This window comes from Streptomyces sp. NPDC093065, from assembly GCF_044754585.1.
Lineage (GTDB): Bacteria > Actinomycetota > Actinomycetes > Streptomycetales > Streptomycetaceae > Streptomyces.
Map to the genome: position 1 here is coordinate 134,092 of NZ_JBIVPJ010000012.1, position 20,857 is coordinate 154,948.

At 71.2% G+C, this 20,857-nt stretch carries 18 protein-coding genes; 6 read left to right on the plus strand and 12 right to left on the minus strand.

What is annotated here, in order from left to right:
- Positions 1–140: 140 nt before the first annotated feature.
- The 4 genes from ACIQFU_RS21720 to ACIQFU_RS21735 all read left to right on the plus strand — a co-directional run bounded on the left by ACIQFU_RS21720 (position 141) and on the right by ACIQFU_RS21735 (position 4,966).
- Complete coding sequence (locus ACIQFU_RS21720) at positions 141–1,481, plus strand: DUF2252 domain-containing protein (RefSeq protein ID WP_402553623.1); 1,341 nt, start codon at positions 141–143, stop codon at positions 1,479–1,481.
- 79 nt (positions 1,482–1,560) lie between these two features.
- On the plus strand, positions 1,561–2,271 hold the full coding sequence (locus ACIQFU_RS21725) for a hypothetical protein (protein WP_402553625.1): 711 nt from the start codon (positions 1,561–1,563) through the stop codon (positions 2,269–2,271).
- Between the two features lie 101 nt (positions 2,272–2,372).
- Positions 2,373–3,173 (plus strand): DsbA family protein, encoded by an 801-nt coding sequence (locus ACIQFU_RS21730; protein ID WP_402553627.1) that lies wholly within the window; start codon positions 2,373–2,375, stop codon positions 3,171–3,173.
- Between the two features lie 101 nt (positions 3,174–3,274).
- Positions 3,275–4,966 (plus strand): alkaline phosphatase D family protein, encoded by a 1,692-nt coding sequence (locus ACIQFU_RS21735; RefSeq protein ID WP_402553628.1) that lies wholly within the window; start codon positions 3,275–3,277, stop codon positions 4,964–4,966.
- On the opposite strand, the gene ACIQFU_RS21740 is transcribed toward ACIQFU_RS21735, so the two are convergent.
- Entirely contained in the window at positions 4,951–5,541 is a 591-nt protein-coding gene (locus ACIQFU_RS21740; protein ID WP_402553630.1) for a dienelactone hydrolase family protein, read from the minus strand. The genes ACIQFU_RS21735 and ACIQFU_RS21740 overlap by 16 nt on opposite strands.
- A 105-nt stretch (positions 5,542–5,646) precedes the next feature.
- Here ACIQFU_RS21740 and ACIQFU_RS21745 point away from each other — a divergent pair, with 105 nt between their 5' ends.
- A complete protein-coding gene (locus tag ACIQFU_RS21745) occupies positions 5,647–6,801 on the plus strand; it encodes a mechanosensitive ion channel family protein (protein WP_402553632.1) in 1,155 nt (384 codons plus the stop codon).
- Positions 6,802–6,825: 24 nt separating this feature from the next.
- On the opposite strand, the gene ACIQFU_RS21750 is transcribed toward ACIQFU_RS21745, so the two are convergent.
- From ACIQFU_RS21750 to ACIQFU_RS21770, 5 genes are all read right to left on the minus strand, one after another.
- The gene (locus ACIQFU_RS21750) at positions 6,826–8,412 is read right to left on the minus strand and encodes a Na+/H+ antiporter (protein WP_402553754.1); all 1,587 of its coding nucleotides are present in this window, start codon (positions 8,410–8,412) and stop codon (positions 6,826–6,828) included.
- A gap of 90 nt (positions 8,413–8,502) precedes the next feature.
- Positions 8,503–8,988, minus strand: coding sequence for a GNAT family N-acetyltransferase (locus ACIQFU_RS21755; RefSeq protein ID WP_402553634.1), 486 nt, complete (start codon positions 8,986–8,988; stop codon positions 8,503–8,505).
- Complete coding sequence (locus ACIQFU_RS21760) at positions 8,985–9,929, minus strand: RluA family pseudouridine synthase (protein ID WP_402553636.1); 945 nt, start codon at positions 9,927–9,929, stop codon at positions 8,985–8,987. The genes ACIQFU_RS21755 and ACIQFU_RS21760 overlap by 4 nt, the downstream gene beginning before the upstream one ends.
- Before the next feature lie 96 nt (positions 9,930–10,025).
- A complete protein-coding gene (lspA, locus tag ACIQFU_RS21765) occupies positions 10,026–10,631 on the minus strand; it encodes a signal peptidase II (RefSeq protein WP_402553637.1) in 606 nt (201 codons plus the stop codon).
- A gap of 69 nt (positions 10,632–10,700) precedes the next feature.
- The gene (locus ACIQFU_RS21770) at positions 10,701–11,525 is read right to left on the minus strand and encodes a TraR/DksA C4-type zinc finger protein (RefSeq protein ID WP_402553638.1); all 825 of its coding nucleotides are present in this window, start codon (positions 11,523–11,525) and stop codon (positions 10,701–10,703) included.
- Positions 11,526–12,076: 551 nt separating this feature from the next.
- On the opposite strand from ACIQFU_RS21770, the gene ileS reads away from it, so the two are divergent.
- The gene (ileS, locus tag ACIQFU_RS21775; RefSeq protein ID WP_402553639.1) at positions 12,077–15,223 is read left to right on the plus strand and encodes an isoleucine--tRNA ligase; all 3,147 of its coding nucleotides are present in this window, start codon (positions 12,077–12,079) and stop codon (positions 15,221–15,223) included.
- A 310-nt stretch (positions 15,224–15,533) separates the two neighbouring features.
- Here the strand turns inward: ileS and divIVA are convergent, their stop codons facing one another.
- The 6 genes from divIVA to ftsZ form a co-directional block, all read right to left on the minus strand.
- Entirely contained in the window at positions 15,534–16,724 is a 1,191-nt protein-coding gene (gene divIVA / locus ACIQFU_RS21780) for an apical growth/hyphal branching protein DivIVA (RefSeq protein WP_402553640.1), read from the minus strand.
- Between the two features lie 55 nt (positions 16,725–16,779).
- Positions 16,780–17,064 (minus strand): YggT family protein, encoded by a 285-nt coding sequence (locus ACIQFU_RS21785; RefSeq protein ID WP_007448661.1) that lies wholly within the window; start codon positions 17,062–17,064, stop codon positions 16,780–16,782.
- Positions 17,065–17,145: 81 nt separating this feature from the next.
- Positions 17,146–17,787, minus strand: coding sequence for a cell division protein SepF (locus ACIQFU_RS21790; protein ID WP_402553641.1), 642 nt, complete (start codon positions 17,785–17,787; stop codon positions 17,146–17,148).
- A 128-nt stretch (positions 17,788–17,915) separates the two neighbouring features.
- Positions 17,916–18,635 carry a YggS family pyridoxal phosphate-dependent enzyme gene (locus tag ACIQFU_RS21795; protein WP_402553642.1) on the minus strand — a complete coding sequence of 240 codons (720 nt, stop codon included), beginning with the start codon at positions 18,633–18,635 and terminating at the stop codon, positions 17,916–17,918.
- Positions 18,636–18,641: 6 nt separating this feature from the next.
- Entirely contained in the window at positions 18,642–19,370 is a 729-nt protein-coding gene (gene pgeF, locus ACIQFU_RS21800) for a peptidoglycan editing factor PgeF (protein ID WP_402553644.1), read from the minus strand.
- Positions 19,367–20,569 carry a cell division protein FtsZ gene (gene ftsZ / locus ACIQFU_RS21805; RefSeq protein ID WP_402553645.1) on the minus strand — a complete coding sequence of 401 codons (1,203 nt, stop codon included), beginning with the start codon at positions 20,567–20,569 and terminating at the stop codon, positions 19,367–19,369. Before ftsZ ends, pgeF begins: the two co-directional genes overlap by 4 nt.
- Between the last annotated feature and the right edge of the window lie 288 nt (positions 20,570–20,857).

Consider the following 20,857-nt stretch of genomic DNA (forward strand, 5'->3'; position numbering starts at 1 on the left):
AAGTCTATGCCTCGCCACTGACACTCGAAGGCTCCCGCCGCGTACCTTCTGGGGCGGGCACTCCCGCATCCCCTCGAACGTTGGCCCGGGTGGAGATCCGCTCCACCCGTCAGGCATCACCGCACCAGGAGGCACCAGGCATGTCGGTCCCGCAGCTCAACGAGGAGCACCGCGGCGAGGAGATCCTCGCCGTCTTCGACACCGCCTTCGGTCAACTGCTGGCCGCGGATCCCGCGGCGTTCCGCGTGAAGTTCCGGAAGATGGCGGCGTCGGCCTTCGCGTTCTACCGCGGCACCGCCGGTCTCTTTTACCGCGATTTGACCGAGGACCCGGAGTTCGGGGACCGGCACGGCGGCGCCTACCTGGACGAGCGGACCTCCCGGGTGTGGATCCACGGCGACCTCCACGCGGAGAACTTCGGCACGTACATGGACTCCACCGGCCGGCTGATCTTCAACGTCAACGACTTCGACGAGGCCTACGTCGGCCCGTTCACCTGGGACCTCAAGCGCTTCGCCGCCTCCGTCGCGCTGATCGGGTACGCCAAGGCGCTCAGCGACGAGCAGATCACCGAGCTGGTGGGGGTGTACGCGGGCGCGTACCGCGAGCGGATCCACGCCCTGGCCACCGGCGCCAAGAGCGACGAGGTGCCGCCCTTCACGCTGGACACCGCGGACGGACCGCTGCTGGGCGCGCTGCGGATGGCCCGCTCGCTGACCCGCTTCGGGCTGCTGGACTCGATGACCGAGATCCGTGACTTCGAGCGCCGCTTCGCCCCCGGCGGCGGCTCCGTAGAGCTGGACGCCGCCACCCGCTACAAGGTGCTCGCGGCCTTCGACGGCTACCTGGAGACCCTCCCCGAGTCCTCCCTGGCCCGCCCGGACTCCTACCGCGTGAAGGACGTCGTCGGCCGCCGGGGCATCGGCATCGGCTCGGCCGGCCTGCCCTCGTACAACATCCTGCTGGAGGGCAACAGCGACGCCCTGGAGAACGACGTCGTGATCTACATCAAGCAGGCCCAGACCCCGGCCGTCTCCCAGTACGTCACCGACCGGGCGATCCGGGACTACTTCCAGCACGAGGGCCACCGCACGGTGATCTCCCAGCGGGCCCTGCAGGCGCACGCCGACCCGTGGCTGGGCTGGACCGAGCTGGACGGCGCCGGGCAGCTGGTCGCCGAGGTCTCGCCGTACGCCGTCGACCTGGACTGGGGCGACATCGACGACCTGGAGGAGATCGCCGAGGTCGTCGCCGACCTGGGCCGGGCCACCGCCACCATGCACGGGGCGGCCGACGACCAGTCCGGGGAGTCCCTGGTGCCGTTCTCCACCGAGCGGGCCATCGACGCGGCGATCGCGGCCGACGAGGAGGGCTTCGCACCCCTGCTGGTCGACTTCGCGCACCGGTACGGCGCCCGCGCGCGGGCCGACCACCAGACCTTCGTCGACCTGTTCCGCAACGGCCGCATCCCGGGCCTGTAGCCGGCCCCGCCTGTCGGGACTCTCACAGGCAACCTTTAGGGGTCCCTTACCGGACCCCGTGACACACTCTTCTACTGCTATGGACATATCCGGAACCCCGCTCAGAGCCGTACGCGCGGCGCTGTTCACGGCACTCGCCGTGACCCTCAGCACCGCGTCGCACGTGCTGCTGTCCGGGGTCCCGCTGCCGCTGAGCACGGTGGCCGCGGTCGCCGCCGCCGTGTTCCTGATCGCGTACGCCCTGGCCGGGCGGCGCGAGCGCGGCTTCGGGCGGATCGCCGCCCTGCTGATCCCGCTGGAGCTGGCCGCCGACACCGTCTTCACCACCGGCCAGCACGTCTGCTACGGCCGGGCGGGCGGCCCGGTCGCGGGCCCGCTGCGCTCCGTCGGCTTCGACGTGCTGTGCGGCGACGGGACCGGCATCCACGCCGGGGTGACCGCGCCGCTGACCCGGGTCACCGGGGCCGAGACCGACCGGATGGCATCGGTGCTGGCCCAGGCCGACCCCCGCACCGCCTGGCTGCTGCTCGGCGCGCACATCGGCGTCGGGCTGCTCGCGGCGGCCTGGCTGCGGCGCGGCGAGCGGGCGCTGGCCCAGCTGCTCGGCGCGGTGGCCGCGACCACCTTCCGGCCGCTGCTGCTCGCCGTCGCGGCCGTGAGCGTACGCCGGGCACCGGCGGTGCGCCGCCCCGTGCCCCCGGCCCGCCGCGCCGCCGGCGCCCGCGAGCGGATCCTCACGCACTCCCTGGGACGTCGCGGACCACCGAGCCCGGTGGCGGCCCTCGTGTGACCCGGCACCACCCAGGTCGCACGAGCACCACCGAGCACGGCAGTCCCCCCATACGCACCTCCGCACACCCCCGTGTGCGCGTCCCCGGAGAGATCATCATCATGAGCAAGCGGAACAGCCAGGCGGCGAAGACGGCGGCCCGTGAGCGTCTGCGTCAGGAGCGCGAGCGCCAGGCCAAGCGCGACAAGGTCAAGCGGCAGCTCGTCGTGGCCGCCTCCATCGTCGGCGTGCTGGCGATAGCCGGCGGCATCAGCTACGCCGTCGTGCAGAACAACAAGCCCACCGGCTGGGACAAGGCCGCCGAGGCGAAGGTGGTGGCCCCGGCCAACACCTCCGGCAAGGACGGCACCACGGTCGTCATGGGCGAGTCCAAGTCCGACAACGTCGTCCACCTCTACGAGGACCCGCGCTGCCCGGGCTGCGCCGCCATGGAGCAGAGCATCGGCGAGACCGTCAACAAGGGCATGGAGGATGGCGACTACAAGCTCTCCTTCACCATCGGCACCTTCCTCGACGGCAACCTGGGCGGCGAGGGCTCGAAGAACGCGCTGAGCGCGCTCGGCGCCGCGCTGAACGTCGGCCCCGAGGCGTTCGTGGACTACAAGACCGCGCTGTACTCCACCGATTACCACCCCGAGGAGTCGACCGACGAGTTCGCCAAGGACGACTACCTGATCAAGGTGGCGAACACGGTCGACGCGCTGAAGGACAACAAGAAGTTCCAGGACGCCGTGGAGAAGGGCACCTACGACGCCTGGGCGATGCGGATGAGCAAGTCCTTCGACAAGGCCGAGGGTGTCGAGTCGACGCCGACGATCAAGATCAACGACAAGGTGGTCGAGACCCCGAGCACGCCCGACGCGTGGCAGAAGGCGCTGAAGGACGCGGGCGTCACCAAGTGACCCGGCGGCTCCGCCGGTTGCGGTGACCGCCGTCCGACGAGTGGGCGAACTTTTGCGAGTTCGCCCACTCGCCCGCATACCGATCAGTAACCTGATCGGCCGTGACCAGTCGACACAGAGCGTCCCAGAAGAACGTGAACCCCGGGAGCCCCGAGGACTCCGGCAACTCCCGCACCCCGAGCCGCCGTACGGTCGTCAAGGCCGCGGCGGCCGGGGCCGTCCTGGCCGCCCCGCTCGCCTCGGCGCTGCCCGCGGGCGCGGCCGGCGCGGCCCCCGCCTTCCTCCACGGCGTCGCCTCCGGCGATCCCCTGCCCGACGGCATCCTGCTGTGGACCCGGGTGACGCCGGTGCCCGAGGCCATACCCGGCTCCGGGACCGGCCCGGACACCGAGGTGGGCTGGGTCGTCGCCACGGACAAGGCCCTCTCGAACGTCGTCGCCAAGGGGTCCGTCACCGCGACGGCCGCCTCCGACCACACCGTCAAGGCGGACGTCCGCGGCCTCGCGCCCGCCACGGACTACTGGTTCCGCTTCTCCGCGGGCCCCACCGACTCCCCCGTCGCCCGCACCCGCACCGCCCCCGCGCACGACGCCGCCGTCACCGGCCTGCGCTTCGGCGTGGTCTCCTGCGCCAACTGGGAGGCCGGGCACTTCTCCTCGTACCGGCACCTCGCGGCCCGCGGCGACCTGGACGCCTGGCTGCACCTGGGCGACTACATCTACGAGTACGGCACCGGCGAGTACGGCACCCGCGACACCGTCGTACGCCCGCACGCCCCGGCCCACGAGATCCTGACCCTCGCCGACTACCGGATCCGGCACGGCCGTTACAAGACCGACCCCGACCTCCAGGCGCTGCACACCACGGCGCCGGTGGTGGCGATCTGGGACGACCACGAGATCGCCGACGACACCTGGTCGGGCGGCGCCGAAAACCACACCGAGGGTGCCGAGGGCACCTGGACGGAGCGTCAGAGCGCCGCCAAGCGGGCCTACTTCGAGTGGATGCCGGTGCGCCCGGCGATCGCCGGCACCACCTACCGGCGGCTGCGCTTCGGCAAGCTCGTCGACCTGTCGCTGCTCGACCTGCGCTCCTTCCGCTCGCAGCAGGCGGCGCTCGGCAACGGCGAGGTCGACGACCCGGACCGCACCCTCACCGGCCGCGCCCAGCTCGACTGGCTCAAGTCCGGCCTCGCCGCCTCCGACGCCACCTGGCGGCTGGTCGGCAACCCGGTGATGATCTCGCCGTTCGCGGTCGGCTCGCTCCCCGCCTCGCTGCTCGGTCCGCTCGCCGAGCTGCTCGGGCTGCCGAAGGAGGGCATCGCCCTCAACACCGACCAGTGGGACGGCTACACCGACGACCGCCGCGAACTGCTGGCCCACCTGCGCGCACACGCGATCCGCAACACCGTGTTCCTGACCGGCGACATCCACATGGCGTGGGCCAACGACGTGCCGTACAACGCCGGGACGTACCCGCTCTCCGCCTCGGCGGCCACGGAGTTCGTCGTCACGTCGGTGACCTCGGACAACCTCGACGACATCGTGAAGGTCCCCGAGGGCACCGTCTCGGCGATCGCCGCGCCGGTGATCCGGGCCGCGAACCGGCACGTCCACTGGGTCGACACCGACCGGCACGGCTACGGCGTACTCGACGTCACCGCCGACCGGGCGCAGATGGACTACTACGTCGTCTCCGACCGCACCGACCCGGACGCCACGTCCGCCTGGGCCCGCTCCTACCGCACGCGCAGCGGCACACAGCGGGTCGAGCGCGTCTACGCCCCGCTCTGAGCCTCCTGAAGGGACTCGAGGAAGCCGAGCGCCACCCGCCAGGTGGCCTCGGCCGCCTCCGCGTCGTAGTCGTCCAGCTCCGGGTCGGTGTACAGGTGACCGGCGCCGGGATATCTGTGCACCTCGACCTCGGCGCCGATCCGGCCCATCTGGAGGTACCAGGCGCTGAGCCAGTCGTCCGTCTCGAAGGGGTCCGGCTCGGCCACGTGCAGCTGGACCGGCAGGCCGTCCACCGAGGCGTTGGGCGCGAGGTCCGAGGTGCCGTGCAGGAGCAGCAGTCCGCGCGCCCGGTGGTCGCCGAGGGCGAGGGTCTGGGCGACGGAGGCGCCGAGCGAGAACCCGGCGTACACCAGCCCGCGCTCGGAGTAGGGGGCGGCGGCCAGCACGGCCCGCTTCAGCAGCTCCTCGCGGCCGATCCCGTCCTGATGGGCCATGCCCTCCTCGACCGAGTCGAAGGTGACGCCCTCGAAGAGATCCGGGGTCCACACCTGGTGGCCGGCCTCGCGCAGCCGGTCGGCGGCCTGCCGCACCGCGGGCCTCGGGCCGAGGGTCGAGTGAAAGAGCACGATGTTCATGGGGCCATGGTGCCAGCCGGGTGTGACACAGCCGCGCCCGGCGACACCCCGGACGGGACGTAGGTCACAGGTTCACAGCGCCGCGCGGCCGGTTACGTTCGAGGGATGGAGACGATACTCCGCCCGCTGATCGTGGTCGGCGGCTCGGTGCTGCTGACCCTGGTCATCGGCTGGGCCACCGACCTGTTGCTGCGCAAGGCCGACGGACGACACCCCGAGACACCGCTGTGGGGGCTGCTGCGGCGCGCCCGCGTGCCCTACCAGATCGTGCTCTGCGCGGGGCTGCTGAGAGGGTCGTACGTCGAGGCCGAGGTGTTCCCCGAGCACCAGACCGGGGTCGGGCGGACGCTGACGCTGGCGCTGATCGGCTCGGCGGCCTGGCTGGTGGTCCGGATCGCCGCGGCGGTCGTCGAGACGTCCTACTCCCGTTACGCGCACGCCCACGCCGAGCGCGACCCGGCCCGGGTGCGGCGCGTGCGGACCCAGGTGTCACTGATCATGCGGGTGGTCACGGCGGTCGTCGGCGTGGTCGCCGTTTCGTCGATGCTGCTGACGTTCCCGGCGATGCGCGCGGCGGGCGCCTCGCTGCTGGCCTCGGCCGGGATCATCGGCATCGTCGCCGGTGTGGCGGCCCAGTCCACGCTGGGCAACCTGTTCGCCGGGTTCCAGATCGCCTTCGGCGACATGGTGCGCATGGGCGACACGGTCGTCGTGGACGGGGAGTGGGGCACCGTCGAGGAGATCACGCTGACGTACCTGACGGTGCGCACCTGGGACGAGCGCCGGATCACGATGCCGGTGTCGTACTTCACCTCGAAGCCGTTCGAGAACTGGTCGCGCGGCACCCCGCAGATGACCGGGACCGTCTACTGGCACCTCGACCACTCGGCGCCGATGGACCTGATGCGCGAGCGGCTGCGGGACGTCCTGCGCGAGTGCCCTGCCTGGGACGGGCGCAACTACAACCTGACCGTCACGGACACCACCCCGACCACCATGGAGGTGCGGGCCCTGGTGACGGCCAGGGACGCGGACGACATCTGGACGGTGCGCGTCACGGTGCGCGAGGGAATGATCCGCTGGCTGGCCGACGAGCACCCGTACGCGCTGCCGCGGATCAGCACGGCCGAGGCGGCACCGCGCCCGCTGCACGACGGCTTCCCACACGCCCGCCGCTCCCCCGACGCGGACTCCCCCCGTTCCTCGGACGCGGGCTCCCGCCACTTCACGGAGCGGCCGACGAAGACCCGGAGCCACTGACCGGTGTGGGGCCGTGCCCGCGGGTCAGCGCAGGCTGCGTACGTCGAGGTGGCGCAGGACCCGGTCGACGATCTCCGGGTCCGCGCCGGGCTCGCTGCGGGCCGCCAGCACCTCGTGCCGGGCGGCGCTCAGCATCTCGCCCTGGATGCGCCGCACCCGTTTGATCCGCCGGGCCCGCTGTTCCTGCGCCTCCCGCCGTTCCTCGTCCCCGAGGTCCGGGCTGATGCGTATCCCGATGTCGAAGGCGCGCCGCAGCATCTGCTCGGACAGCTCCTCCGGCAGTTCCTCCACCGACTCGATCTCCTTGAGCCGCTGCTTGGCCGCCCTGGCCGCCCGGAGGGCCAGGTCCCGCTCGAACTCCTGCTCCCGCTCGGTGTTCGCCCGTACCCCGAGCCGGCCCACCAGCCAGGGCAGTGTCAGGCCCTGCAGCAGCAGGGTGCCCATGATCACGCCGAACGCGATGAAGACGATCTCCTCCCGGTGCGGGAACGGCGCTCCGTCGTCCGTCTCCAGCGGGATCGCGAGGGCGAGCGCGACGGAGGCCACGCCCCGCATCCCGGCCCACCACATCACGACGGTCTCCCGCCAGCTCGTCGGGATGTCCTCGTCCTGGTCGCGTCTGGCGTGCAGCCGCTGGGTCAGCCAGGTGGCCGGCAGCAGCCACAGCAGCCGGACCAGGATGACGACGCCGAGGATGGCCGCCGCCCAGCCGAGCAGCTCCGTCCACCGGCCGGAGGCGGTGCGCACGGCGTTGTGCAGTTCGAGCCCGATCAGCCCGAAGGCCACCCCGGTGACCAGGGTGTCGACCACGTCCCAGACGGTGTGGCCGCCGAGCCGGGTCATCACGTCGTCGGCGTCCGAGGCGTACTCGGCGAGGAACATGGCGGTGGTGAGCACGGCGAGCACGCCCGAGCCGTGCAGTTCGTCGGCGGCGACGTAGCTCACGAAGGGCACCAGCAGGGTCAGGCCGATCTGCAGCGTCGGGTCGCCCAGCACGCTCATCAGCTTGTTGGAGCCCCAGCCCAGGGCGAGCCCGATCGCGACGGCGACGACGGCGGACAGCACCAGGTCGAAGCCGGCTCCCCACGGCGAGAAGGAACCGCCGACCGCCGCGGCGATGGCCACGTGGTAGAGGACGATGGCCGTCACGTCGTTGAAGAGCCCCTCGCCCTCCAGGATGGACACCAGGCGGCGCGGGAGCCCCAGTTGCCCGGCGACGGCGGTCGCGGCGACCGGGTCGGGCGGCGCCACCAGCGCGCCCAGCGCGAAGGCGGCGGCGAGCGGCAGCCCCGGCACGATCGTGTGGGCCACGGAGGCCACACAGAGCATGGTGACGAAGACCAGCGCGACGGCCAGCAGGAAGATCGGGCGTTTGTTGGCCGCGAACTGCCGCCAGGACGTGCGCCGTACGGCGGCGTACAGCAGCGGCGGCAGCAGCGCGGGCAGGATCAGTTCGGGCGGGATGTCGACGTTGGGCACGAAGTCGAGCAGGGCCAGGACGATCCCGAGGAGCGTCATCAGCACCGGCGCCGGCAGTCCGAGCCGGTCACCGATCGGGACGCTCAGCAGGGCCCCGAGCAACAGCATGAACAACAGGGCCAGCTGATCCACAGTCACCGCTCCGGTTGGGGTTTCTGGCGTTGCACGGCGGACCTCAAGCCTGCCACGCCACCGGCCCCACCAGCCCGTTCGGCGCCCCGGCTACAGGGGTCGCCGCATCGCGCGGTGCGGAATCCCGGCGTCCGGGAACTCGGGTCCGTAGGCCTGGTACCCCAAACGTTCGTAAAAACCCAGGGCGTGGGTCTGTGCGTGCAGGTCCACGGCGGTGAGTCCACGCGCGCGTGCCGCGTCCTCCACGGCCCGCACCAGCGCGGCCCCGACGCCTAGACCGCGGGCGTTCGCGGTCACCGCGAGCCGGCCCAGGGAGCCGACGGCCGGGTCGCCGTCGCCGTTCTTCGCGGTGGCGGCCGCGCCGTGCAGCAGCCGGCCGGTGCCGAGCGGCACGCCGTCCGCCCGGACCGCGAGGACGTGCACGGCGTCGGCGTCGTAGGCGTCGTACTCGATGTCCTCGGGGACCTTCTGCTCGGCGACGAAGACGTCCTTGCGCACCGCGAAGCAGGCCTCCCGGTCGGCGGGGTCCTCGGCGACCCGCACCTCGTAGACCGGGGCCGGGCTCGGGGCACTCATCCGTAGGTCTCCTCGCGGACCCGGTCGAGGGCCTGCTGCAGATCCTCGGGGTAGTCGCTGGCGTACTCGACCCGGTCGCCGGTGCCGGGGTGCTCGAAGCCGAGGCGTACGGCGTGCAGCCACTGGCGGGTCAGTCCCAGCCGCTTGGCGAGGGTGGGGTCGGCGCCGTAGGTGAGGTCGCCGACGCAGGGGTGGCGGTGGGCGGCCATGTGGACGCGGATCTGGTGGGTGCGGCCGGTCTCCAGCTTCACGTCGAGCAGGGAGGCGGCGCGGAAGGCCTCGATGAGGTCGTAGTGCGTGACCGAGGGCTTGCCCTCGGCGGTGACGGCCCACTTGTAGTCGTGCTGCGGGTGGCGGCCGATGGGCGCGTCGATGGTGCCGCTGGTCGGGTCGGGGTGGCCCTGCACGAGCGTGTGGTAGCGCTTGTCGACCGTGCGCTCCTTGAACTGGCGCTTGAGCGAGGTGTACGCGCGCTCCGACTTGGCCACCGCCATCAGGCCGGAGGTGCCGACGTCGAGGCGGTGCACGATGCCCTGGCGCTCGGCGGCGCCGGAGGTGGAGATGCGGTAGCCCGCGGCGGCCAGTCCGCCGATGACGGTCGGCCCGTTCCAGCCGGGGGACGGGTGGGCGGCCACGCCGACCGGCTTGACGATCACCACCACGTCGTCGTCGTCGTGCACGATCTCCATGCCCTCGACGGGCTCGGCGACCACCTGCACGGGCGCGGGCGCCTGCGGCATCTCGACCTCGAGCCAGGCGCCGCCGTGGACGCGCTCCGACTTGCCGACCACCGACCCGTCGACCTGCACCTTCCCCGCCGCCGCCAGCTCGGCGGCCTTGGTGCGGGAGAAGCCGAACATGCGGGAGATGGCGGCGTCGACGCGCTCGCCCTCCAGGCCGTCGGGCACGGGCAGGGTACGGATCTCGGGAATCGTGCTCACCCGTCGAGTATGCCGGACGCCCCGGACACACCCGAACGCGCGCCCAGTCCCTGTGGACGGCCGGGCGCCTGTGGACGACCGTGCTCCCCGTGCGGGTCAGTCCTTGTGGACGGTCCCGTCCGGGTCCAGGCCCCGGAAGGAGAGGATCACGATCAGGATGCCGCCGCAGACGATCGCCGAGTCGGCGAGGTTGAAGACGGCGAAGTGCTTGGGCGCGATGAAGTCCACCACCGCGCCCTCGAACACCCCGGGAGCACGGAAGATCCGGTCGGTGAGGTTGCCGAGGGCGCCGCCGAGCAGCAGGCCGAGCGCGATCGCCCACGGCAGGCTGTGCAGCTTGCGCGCGAGGCGGGCGATCACGACGATCACGGCCGCCGCGATCACCGTGAAGATGACCGTGAAGGCCTCGCCGAAGCCGAAGGCCGCGCCCGCGTTGCGGATCGCCGCGAACCGCAGCCAGTCGCCGATGATCTCGATCGGCTCGTGGTGCTCCAGCTTCGCGACCACCAGCATCTTGCTGCCCAGGTCGATCAGGTACGCGAACAGCGCGACCGCGAACAGCACGGCGACCCGCCGCTTGCCCCGAGGGCGCTCAGGAGCCTGCTCCGGCTTCTGCTCCTGTTCGGCGTCGGGCCGCTCCTGCCCGTCCCCCGCCGCGTCCGGGGTGTCCGGAGTACCGATGATGCGCTCCGCCTCTGCCACGTGAGTCCCTCAGCCCTAGGTCCTTGACTGAGCACGAGGGTACGGCACGCCTCCCGTCCCGGCTGCTGCTCAGTACCGGCGCTCCTGCTTCTGCTTGCACTCCACGCACAGGGTGGCCCGCGGGAAGGCCTGCATCCGCGCCTTGCCGATCGGGTTGCCGCAGTTCTCGCACAGGCCGTAGGTGCCCGCGTCCAGGCGTTCCAGGGCGCGCTCGGTCTGGGTGAGCACCTCGCGCGCGGTGGCGGCCAGCGCCAGTTCGTGCTCGCGCGTGATGTTCTTGCTGCCGGTGTCGGCCTCGTCGTCGCCCGCGCCGTCGCCGGAGTCGCGCATCATGCCCTGCAGCGACCGCTCGGAGGTGTCGATCTCCGTGCGCAGCCGGTCGGCCTCGGACTGCAGCTCGGCGCGCGCCTCCTCCGCCTCTTCCGGCGTCCAGGGTTCCTCGCCGGGGCGTACCGCGAGTTCTCCGGGTTCCGCGGCGTTGCCGCGGGCCTTGGGGACAGCGGTCTTGGCGGCCGTGGCCGTGCCAGGAGTCTTCTTCGCAACCACCGTCGTGGCTCCCGTCTGCTCCGCGGCCTCGGCCGCGCCCACTTTCTTGGCCGTGCTCTTCTTCGCCGTGCTCTTCTTCGCGGTGCTTCCGCCCGCCGTGCTCTTCTTCGCCGCCGCCTTCTTCGCGGTGCTTCCGCCCGCCGTGCTCTTCTTCGCCGCCGCCTTCTTCGCGGTGCTTCCGCCCGCCGCGGTCTTCCCCGCCGGGTCCGTCTTCGCAGCGGTCCTCTTCGCAGCGGTCTTCGTCGCCGGGCTCTTCCTCTCGGCCGCCTTCTTCTCCGGGTCCTGCTCCGCGGCGCTCTCCCCGGCGGCGCCCTGCTTCGCGGCCGTCGTCTTCTTCTTCGCCACCATGGCCGCGGCCCCTTCACATATTGTGATCTTGCGCGCGAATCGTGCTGGGACGATAAATCGACTCCGGTCCCGCGGCAACGGGGCACGCCGCCCGACTCGCCCGCCCACCGCGCGCCGCGCGGCGAGCATGCATCCGTTGTGCCCAGCTCCCCGCCCGGTAATCCGCCGGATCGCCCCCGGCCGGCCCCCGCGGGAGCCGGCCCCCCGGACGGCGGCATTCGGGTCACGCCGAAACCGGTCGGCCGCCGTCCGCGCGGCGCCGTACACTGGGCCCAGCGAAAAGCGTGGATGGGGACGAGTAGCGGCGTCAGCAGCCCAGAGCGACCCGGGGACGGTGTGAGCCCGGGGGCGAGCGCGACGTGAAGATCACCCCGGAGCCGCCGGAAGAAAGCCGTGGCCGGGCGGTCACGGCGAGTAGAACCGGCTCGCGACCCCAATGAGGGGGCTCACCGGAGCACACGACGCACCGGCCGGGCCAAGGAGGGTGGTACCGCGGGAGCACGGCTCTCGTCCCTCCGACGGAAGGCAGCACGTCCGCCGGAGGAAGCCCGTTGAATACGCAGCCGCAGTACCGCCAGGTGCCCGCCCAGGTCGACCTGCCCGCGCTCGAACACGCGGTGCTCGACTTCTGGCGCGAGCAGAAGATCTTCGCCAAGAGCCTGGAGCAGTCCGAGGGCCGCCCCGAGTGGGTGTTCTACGAGGGCCCGCCCACCGCCAACGGCATGCCCGGTGCCCACCACATCGAGGCACGCGTCTTCAAGGACGTCTTCCCCCGCTTCCGCACGATGCGCGGCTACCACGTGGGCCGCAAGGCCGGCTGGGACTGCCACGGCCTGCCCGTGGAGCTGGCGGTGGAGAAGGAGCTGGGCTTCTCCGGCAAGCAGGACATCGAGGCGTACGGCATCGCCGAGTTCAACGCCAGATGCCGCGAGTCGGTGACCCGGCACACCGACGCGTTCGAAGAGCTCACGACGCGCATGGGCTACTGGGCCGACCTCCAGGACCCGTACCGCACGATGGACCCGGAGTACATCGAGTCCGTCTGGTGGTCGCTGAAGGAGATCTTCGACAAGGGCCTGCTGGTCCAGGACCACCGCGTCGCCCCCTGGTGCCCCCGCTGCGGCACCGGCCTGTCCGACCACGAGCTGGCCCAGGGCTACGAGACGGTCGTCGACCCGTCCGTCTACGTCCGCTTCCCGCTGACCTCGGGACCGCTGGCCGGCGAGGCCGCGCTGGTCGTCTGGACGACGACCCCGTGGACCCTGGTCTCGAACACCGCGGTCGCCGCGCACCCCGACGTGACCTATGTCGTCGCGACGAACGGGCAGGAGAAGCTCGTCGTCGCCGAGCCCCTGGTCGCCAAGGCCCTCGGCGAGGGCTGGGAGACCACCGGACAGTCCTTCACGGGCGCCGAGATGGAGCGCTGGACGTACCAGCGCCCCTTCGAGCTGGTCGAGTTCCCGGAGCCCGCGCACTACGTGGTGAACGCCGACTACGTCACCACCGAGGACGGCACCGGCCTCGTCCACCAGTCCCCCGCCTTCGGTGAGGACGACCTCAAGGTCTGCCGCGCCTACGGCCTGCCCGTCGTCAACCCGGTCCGCCCGGACGGCACCTTCGAGGAGGACGTCCCGCTCGTCGGCGGCGTCTTCTTCAAGAAGGCCGACGAGAAGCTGACGGAGGACCTGGACACGCGGGGCCTGCTCTTCAAGCACATCCCGTACGAGCACAGCTACCCGCACTGCTGGCGCTGCCACACGGCCCTGCTCTACTACGCGCAGCCGTCCTGGTACATCCGCACCACCGCCGTCAAGGACCGTCTCCTCCAGGAGAACGAGAAGACCAACTGGTTCCCGGACGCGGTCAAGCACGGCCGGTACGGCGACTGGCTGAACAACAACATCGACTGGGCGCTCTCCCGCAACCGCTACTGGGGCACCCCGCTGCCGATCTGGCGCTGCGCGGAGGACCACCTCACGGTCGTCGGCTCCCGCGCGGAGCTGACCGAGCTGTCCGGCACCGACCAGTCGGCCCTGGACCCGCACCGCCCGTACATCGACGACGTGACCTTCACCTGCACCCACGAGGGCTGCTCCCTCGAAGCGGTGCGCGAGCCCGAGGTCATCGACGCCTGGTACGACTCGGGTTCGATGCCATTCGCGCAGTGGGGCTACCCGTACAAGAACAAGGAGCTGTTCGAGAGCCGCTACCCGGCGCAGTTCATCTCCGAGGCCATCGACCAGACCCGCGGCTGGTTCTACACGCTGATGGCGATCGGCACCCTGGTCTTCGACAAGTCGTCCTACGAGAACGTGGTCTGCCTCGGCCACATCCTCGCCGAGGACGGCCGCAAGATGTCCAAGCACCTGGGCAACATCCTGCAGCCGATCCCGCTGATGGACCAGCACGGAGCGGACGCGGTGCGCTGGTTCATGGCGGCCGGCGGCTCGCCCTGGGCGGCCCGCCGGGTCGGCCACGGCACCATCCAGGAGGTCGTCCGCAAGACGCTCCTCACGTACTGGAACACGGTCGCCTTCCAGGCCCTGTACGCCCGCACCACGGGCTGGGCCCCGAGCGAGGCGGACCCGGCCCCGGCCGACCGCCCGGTCCTGGACCGCTGGCTGCTCTCCGAGCTGCACGCGCTGACCGACCAGGTGACCCAGGCGCTGGACGCGTACGACACCCAGCGGGCCGGCAAGCTGCTGTCGGCGTTCGTCGACGACCTGTCCAACTGGTACGTGCGACGCTCCCGCCGCCGCTTCTGGCAGGGCGACAAGGCGGCGCTGCGCACCCTGCACGAGGTCGTCGAGACGGTCACCAAGCTGATGGCGCCGCTGACCCCGTTCATCACCGAGCGGGTCTGGCAGGACCTGGTCGTGCCGGTCACCCCCGGCGCGCCGGAGTCGGTCCACCTGTCCGCGTGGCCGGAGGCCGACCTCACGGCGATCGACCCGGAGCTGTCGAGGCAGATGGTCCTGGTCCGCCGACTGGTCGAGCTGGGCCGCGCCACCCGAGCGGAGTCGGGCGTGAAGACCCGCCAGCCGCTCAGCCGCGCCCTGATCGCGGTGGCGGGCTTCGACGCGCTCTCCCCCGAGCTGCACACGCAGATCACGGAGGAGCTGAACGTCGAGTCCCTCGCCTCGCTGAGCGAGGTCGGCGGCTCCCTGGTCGACACGACCGCGAAGGCCAACTTCCGGGCGCTGGGCAAGCGGTTCGGCAAGCGCGTGCAGGACGTCGCGAAGGCCGTCGCGGGCGCGGACGCCGCCGCGCTGTCCCTCGCGCTGCGCGAGGGCACGGCATCGGTGGAGGTCGACGGCGAGACGGTCACTCTCGCTCCGGACGAGGTGATCATCACGGAGACACCGCGCGAGGGCTGGTCGGTCGCCTCCGACTCGGGCGCGACGGTGGCGCTCGACCTGGAGCTCACGGAGGAGCTGCGCCGCGCGGGTCTCGCCCGGGACGCGATCCGCCTGATCCAGGAGGCCCGCAAGAACAGCGGCCTGGACGTCGCCGACCGGATCGCCCTGCGCTGGACGGCCACGGACCCGGCGACGATCGCCGCCCTGACCGGCCACTCCGGTCTGATCTCCGACGAGGTCCTGGCGACGGACTTCGCCCAGGGCGAGGCGGACGACACGTACGGGGCGCCATTCTCGGACGAGGGGCTGTCCCTGGTGTTCCGCCTGCGCAAGCAGTAGCCAAGGAAAGCGCAGAGGGCCCGCATCCGGGAGATGCGGGCCCTCTGCCGTAGCCGCCGCAGCTGCGGGCAGTCGTGCCGCTGGGGCGGCACGGGTGGGCGGTGGGGGCACCTCCCACTCGAGCGAAGCCGAGAGTGGGGGAGGCACCCCGCCAGCGCCGGGCAGCGCACCACCCCCGCGCCCACACCAACGCCCCGCACCTCGAACCGCGCACGCCAAAGGGCGGGCCCCGGGTCAGAAACCCGGGGCCCGCCCTGAACGTTGCCGAAGGCTACGCCGTACTACCTACCGGACGTCAGTCCGACACAGCTCAGTTGTCGTCCTCGTCGATCAGGAACCCGCGCATCGGCGAAGGCGCCTGCCCCATCGGCGACGGCCCCTGCGGCCGCACCGGTGCCATCGGCTGGGTCATCGCCGGCGACATCTGCTGCTGCCCGCCGTAGGACGGGCCGGGCTGGCCCGGACCGCTGCCCATCGACTGGTTGCCGCCGTAGGACGGGGCACTCGCGCCGGCCGGTGCCATCGAGGGCGCCGGGGACGGCGGCAGAGAGGCCGTCGCGGGCGTACGCGGCGGGGCGAGCGAGTCGTCCGCCTGCGTCTCCAGCTGGCGCAGCTGCGACTCCAGGTAGGACTTCAGCCGCGTGCGGTACTCGCGCTCGAAGCCGCGCAGGTCCTCGACCTTGCGCTCCAGCGTGGCGCGGGCGGACTCCAGGGAGCCCATCGCGACGCGGTGCTTCTCCTGCGCGTCCCGCTCCAGGGCGTCCGCCTTGGCACGGGCGTCCCGCTCCAGACCCTCGGCACGCGAACGGGCCTCGCCGACGATCTTGTTGGCCTCGGAACGGGCCTCGGCGATCGCCTGGTCGGCGGTCTGCTGGGCCAGCGAGAGGACGCGGGCGGCGCTGTCGCCACCGGGGCCGCCCTGACCGGGCATGCCGGGGCCGCCGGGGCCCTGCGGGCCGCCCATGGGGCCACCCATCGGACCGGGACCCATCTGACCCTGCATCGGGCCCGGGCCCTGGCCCATCGGCCCCGGTCCCTGACCCATCGGGCCGGGACCCTGCGGGCCACCCTGTCCGCCGGGGCCGGCGGGCAGTTGCGGAGCACCGCTCGGCAGCTGGGGCGGACCACCCATGGGGCCACCCATCTGCTGCTGCGGCGGGCCCGATATGCCGGCGGGCACCGGAGCGCCGGGACCTCGCATGCCCTGCTGCGGCATACCGCCCTGCTGCGGGTGCCCCTGCTGGTGCGGTGGCTGCCCCTGCTGCGGCGGCTGCTGGTCCTGCGGCGGTTCCGGAGGCTTGCGCATGTTCTGCTGGTTCTGCGCGGCCGCACGCGTCGCCGCGGCCAGCTTGGCGCGCAGGTCCTCGTTCTCGCGGAGCAGTCGGGTCAGTTCGGCTTCGACCTCGTCGAGGAAGGCATCGACCTCGTCCTCGTCATAGCCTTCTCGGAGGCGGACGGTCGTGAACTGCTTGTTCCGCACGTCCTCGGGGGTCAACGGCATCTCTTCACCTCAACGTTGTCGTCGGCATTCGGCAAGCCCGTATCTCTCTCATCGATCACAGCCGGCTCACGATCGAGATCAGGATGTAGACGATGATCATCAGTACGAAGAAGGACAGGTCGAGCGCCACGCCCCCGAGACGCAGCGGCGGGATGAACCGCCGCAGAAGCTTCAACGGTGGATCGGTGACAGTGTAGGTGGCCTCAAGAACGACCACCATCGCCTTGCCGGGTTGCCACGAGCGGGCGAACTGGAAGACGTAGTCCATGACCAACCGGAAGATGAGCACGATGAGGAAGCACATCAGCGCGATGTAGACGACATCCAGGACCACGCTCATGACCTGTGCTTCCCTCTCCCCTGAACCATCTGTCGGGCCCTGTCCCGGGCCCGGGTTCTTGCTCTGTACCGGTGGTGCGTCTCAGCTCTGGTTGAAGAACCCGCCCTCTGCGATGCGGGCCTTGTCCTCCGCCGTGACATCGACGTTAGCAGGAGACAGCAGGAACACCTTCTGCGTCACCCGCTCGATACTGCCGTGAAGACCAAACACCAAACCGGCCGCAAAGTCGACAAGTCGCTTCGCATCTGTGTCATCCATCTCAGTGAGATTCATGATCACCGGAGTGCCCTCACGGAAGTGTTCCCCGATGGTACGGGCCTCGTTGTAGGTCCGGGGGTGAAGTGTGGTGATCCGGTAGGGCTCTCGTTCGGACACGACCTTGGGCATGATGACCGGTGCGCTCTTTTCCAGGCTTGCGCGTTCTTGTGTGATGGACGCCACGGGCGCGATACGTGCCGGGCGGCTCGATTCCGCCGCGAGCGAAGCGGAACGGGGCATCGGCTCGCGCTGCACGGGCGGTTGTACGACTCGTACCTCTTCGTCCCTTTGGGGCTGATGCGAACCATGTGACTGGTGCGCCGGTTCATGACGCCGGTGGTCCCGCTCGGGCTCCGGGTCCAGTTCGGGTTCGAAGTCGTCGTCGGGGTCGAATCCCCTGCCGTCGTACCCATCGTCCTCCACGAGGCCGAGGTAGACCGCCATCTTGCGCATCGCGCCGGCCATGCTCTGAGTCCTCCGCTCTGTGGTGGATCTGCCGACGACTCCAAGTGCCTGCGATCCACGAGGTCGTTGCGTCCGCCTTTCGGCGGTAATGACCATATTTTCTGCTGTGGTCCGACTTCTTGGCGACGTTACCCGAGCCTGGGGCGGACTCCGAGTACCGCAGTGCCGACGCGTACATGTGTCGCTCCGGCGGCCACGGCCTGTTCGAGGTCCGCACTCATCCCCGCGGAGACCATGTTCGCAGCCGGATGGGCTCGGCGCACGTAGGTCGACAAATCCATGAGGTGCTCGAACGCCGCCTGTTGGCGCCCCGCGTACTCGCCGGTGAGCGGGGCGACGGTCATCAGCCCGTCGAACCTCAGCCCGTCCGATCCGGCGACCAGGTCGGCCAACTCTTCGATTCCGTCGGGCGAGACGCCGCCGCGCTCTCCCCGCCCGCCCTCCCCCGCGTCGAGCGCGACCTGGAGGAGGCAGCCCACCTCGCGACCGGCCCGTACGGCCTCCTTCGACAGGGCCGTGACGAGCCTTGCCCGGTCCACGGACTGCACCACGTCCGCGTAGCCGACCACGGAACGCACCTTGTTGGTCTGCAACTGGCCGACGAAATGCCACGAAAGCGGCAGATCCGAACACGCGGCGGCCTTGGGTGCCGCGTCCTGGTCGCGGTTCTCCGCGACGTGGCGCACGCCGAGTTCGGAGAGAATGCGCACATCGTCCGCCGGGTAGGTCTTGGTGACCACGATGAGGGTCACCTCCTCACGCGGGCGGCCCGCGGCCGCGCAGGCGGCGGCGATGCGCTCTTCCACTGCCGCCAGGTTCGCGGCGAGTTCGTGCTTACGGTCCGTCATGCCCCATCAGTCCAGCCACACATAGCCCGCGAGCCGCCCGGTGGTGCGGTCGCGTCGGTACGAGAAGTGGTCCTTCGACTCCCGGGTGCACACCGGCGACTGCGCCCGGTCGCGCACCCCGAGGCGCTCGAGCTGCGCGTGCACTCCGGCGCCCACGTCGAGCGCCGGTGTGCCCCAACTGGTGTCGGCGTACGCGGCCGGCTCGACGGCGGCCACTTCGGCGCGCATCTCCTCGGGCACCTCGTAGCACCGGCCGCACACGGCGGGTCCGGTGCGGGCGACGATCCGGGCGGGGTCGGCGCCGAGTCCGGTCATGGCCCGTACGGCGGCGGGGACGACCCCGGCGACCAGTCCGGGCCGGCCCGCGTGGGCCGCGGCGGCGACACCGGCGACCGGGTCGGCGAGCAGGACGGGCACGCAGTCGGCGGTGAGGACGGCCAGGGCCAGACCGCGTTCGACGGTGACGACGGCGTCGGCCCGCGGGACCGGGCGGTCCCCCCAGGGCGCGTCGACCACGGCGACCTCGGCCCCGTGCACCTGGTTCATCCAGACCACCCGGGCCGGGTCGACGCCCAGCGACTTGGCCGCCAGCTCCCGGTTGGCCGCGACGGCGCCGGGGTCGTCGCCGACCGCGCCGCCGAGGTTGAGCTCCTCGTACGGAACGGCGCTCACTCCGCCCCACCGGTCGGTGAAGCCGAAGTGCGCGCCGTTCACGGTGTCGCGCTGTCCTATCACTTCAGGAAGTCCGGCACGTCCAGTTCCTCGGCCGCGCTGTCCGAGTAGGTGCGGGACGGCGGGACCGGCGGCGCGGAGACCGGCGGCAGGTCGCTCACCGGCTCCGGCGCGGGGGCCGGCTCCGGCTCCTCCTTCGGCTTGACGCTGCCGAGCGAGCCGAAGGACGGGCGGCTCTCGGACGGGCGGGCCGGGGTGGGCTCCTCGCGCTTGGCCGAGGAGGACCCGAGGACGTTGTCCCGCTTGGACGGCGGCTGCCCCCCGTCGAAGCCGGCCGCGATCACGGTGACCCGCACCTCGTCGCCGAGGGCGTCGTCGATGACCGCACCGAAGATGATGTTGGCCTCGGGGTGGGCGGCCTCGCTGACCAGCTGGGCGGCCTCGTTGATCTCGAAGAGGCCGAGGTCGGAGCCGCCGGAGATGGAGAGCAGGACCCCGCGGGCGCCGTCGATGGACGCTTCGAGCAGCGGGGAAGAGATGGCCATCTCGGCCGCGGCCACCGCGCGGTCGTCGCCGCGGGCCGAGCCGATGCCCATGAGGGCCGAACCGGCCTCGGACATGACCGACTTGACGTCGGCGAAGTCCAGGTTGATCAGGCCGGGCGTGGTGATGAGGTCGGTGATGCCCTGCACACCGGAGAGCAGCACCTGGTCGGCGGACTTGAACGCGTCGAGCACGCTGACCTGGCGGTCCGAGATGGACAGCAGCCGGTCGTTGGGGATGACGATGAGGGTGTCGACCTCTTCGCGGAGTTCCGCGATGCCGTCCTCGGCCTGGTTGGCCCGGCGCCGTCCCTCGAAGGTGAACGGGCGGGTGACCACGCCGATGGTGAGGGCGCCCAGCGAGCGGGCGATGTTGGCGACGACGGGCGCGCCGCCGGTGCCGGTGCCGCCGCCTTCACCGGCTGTCACGAAGACCATGTCGGCCCCCTTGAGGACCTCCTCGATCTCCTCGCGGTGGTCCTCGGCGGCCTTGCGGCCGACGGCCGGGTTGGCTCCGGCGCCGAGTCCGCGGGTGAGTTCGCGGCCGACGTCGAGCTTGACGTCGGCGTCGCTCATCAACAGCGCCTGTGCGTCGGTGTTGATGGCGATGAACTCGACGCCCTTGAGACCGACCTCGATCATCCGGTTGATGGCATTGACACCACCGCCGCCGACACCGATGACTTTGATGACTGCGAGGTAGTTCTGCGGTGCTGCCACGTCGAAGGCCTCTCGCCTCGAGTTACGTGTCGCCCGACCGCCGAAGCACTGATGCCCCCGCGACCCGACGACTGATGCCGATTGGGACGGTCCGTAGCGCCGACCCGAACCCTAACGCTGAAGTTTAGGGTTACCAGTGTGTCTGTTCCTTGGACTCTTCCGAACAGGACACTAAGTCGACAAGTGGCGCACGTTCAACGAACACGCCGAACCTCCCGTTTTTCTTTTCACCCTATGTGATCAGCCGTAGCGCTGCCCAACCAGGGTGCTGGCCTGCACGTATACCCG

Bases quoted from the DNA above. Each gene is read 5' to 3' on its own strand.
- ACIQFU_RS21720 (WP_402553623.1), top strand. From the start codon at position 141: ATGTCGGTCCCGCAGCTCAACGAGGAGCACCGCGGCGAGGAGATCCTC.
- ACIQFU_RS21725 (WP_402553625.1), top strand. From the start codon at position 1,561: ATGGACATATCCGGAACCCCGCTCAGAGCCGTACGCGCGGCGCTGTTC.
- ACIQFU_RS21730 (WP_402553627.1), top strand. From the start codon at position 2,373: ATGAGCAAGCGGAACAGCCAGGCGGCGAAGACGGCGGCCCGTGAGCGT.
- ACIQFU_RS21740 (WP_402553630.1), bottom strand. From the start codon at position 5,541: ATGAACATCGTGCTCTTTCACTCGACCCTCGGCCCGAGGCCCGCGGTG.
- ACIQFU_RS21745 (WP_402553632.1), top strand. From the start codon at position 5,647: ATGGAGACGATACTCCGCCCGCTGATCGTGGTCGGCGGCTCGGTGCTG.
- ACIQFU_RS21755 (WP_402553634.1), bottom strand. From the start codon at position 8,988: ATGAGTGCCCCGAGCCCGGCCCCGGTCTACGAGGTGCGGGTCGCCGAG.
- ACIQFU_RS21770 (WP_402553638.1), bottom strand. From the start codon at position 11,525: ATGGTGGCGAAGAAGAAGACGACGGCCGCGAAGCAGGGCGCCGCCGGG.
- divIVA (WP_402553640.1), bottom strand. From the start codon at position 16,724: ATGCCGTTGACCCCCGAGGACGTGCGGAACAAGCAGTTCACGACCGTC.
- ACIQFU_RS21785 (WP_007448661.1), bottom strand. From the start codon at position 17,064: ATGAGCGTGGTCCTGGATGTCGTCTACATCGCGCTGATGTGCTTCCTC.
- ACIQFU_RS21790 (WP_402553641.1), bottom strand. From the start codon at position 17,787: ATGGCCGGCGCGATGCGCAAGATGGCGGTCTACCTCGGCCTCGTGGAG.
- ACIQFU_RS21795 (WP_402553642.1), bottom strand. From the start codon at position 18,635: ATGACGGACCGTAAGCACGAACTCGCCGCGAACCTGGCGGCAGTGGAA.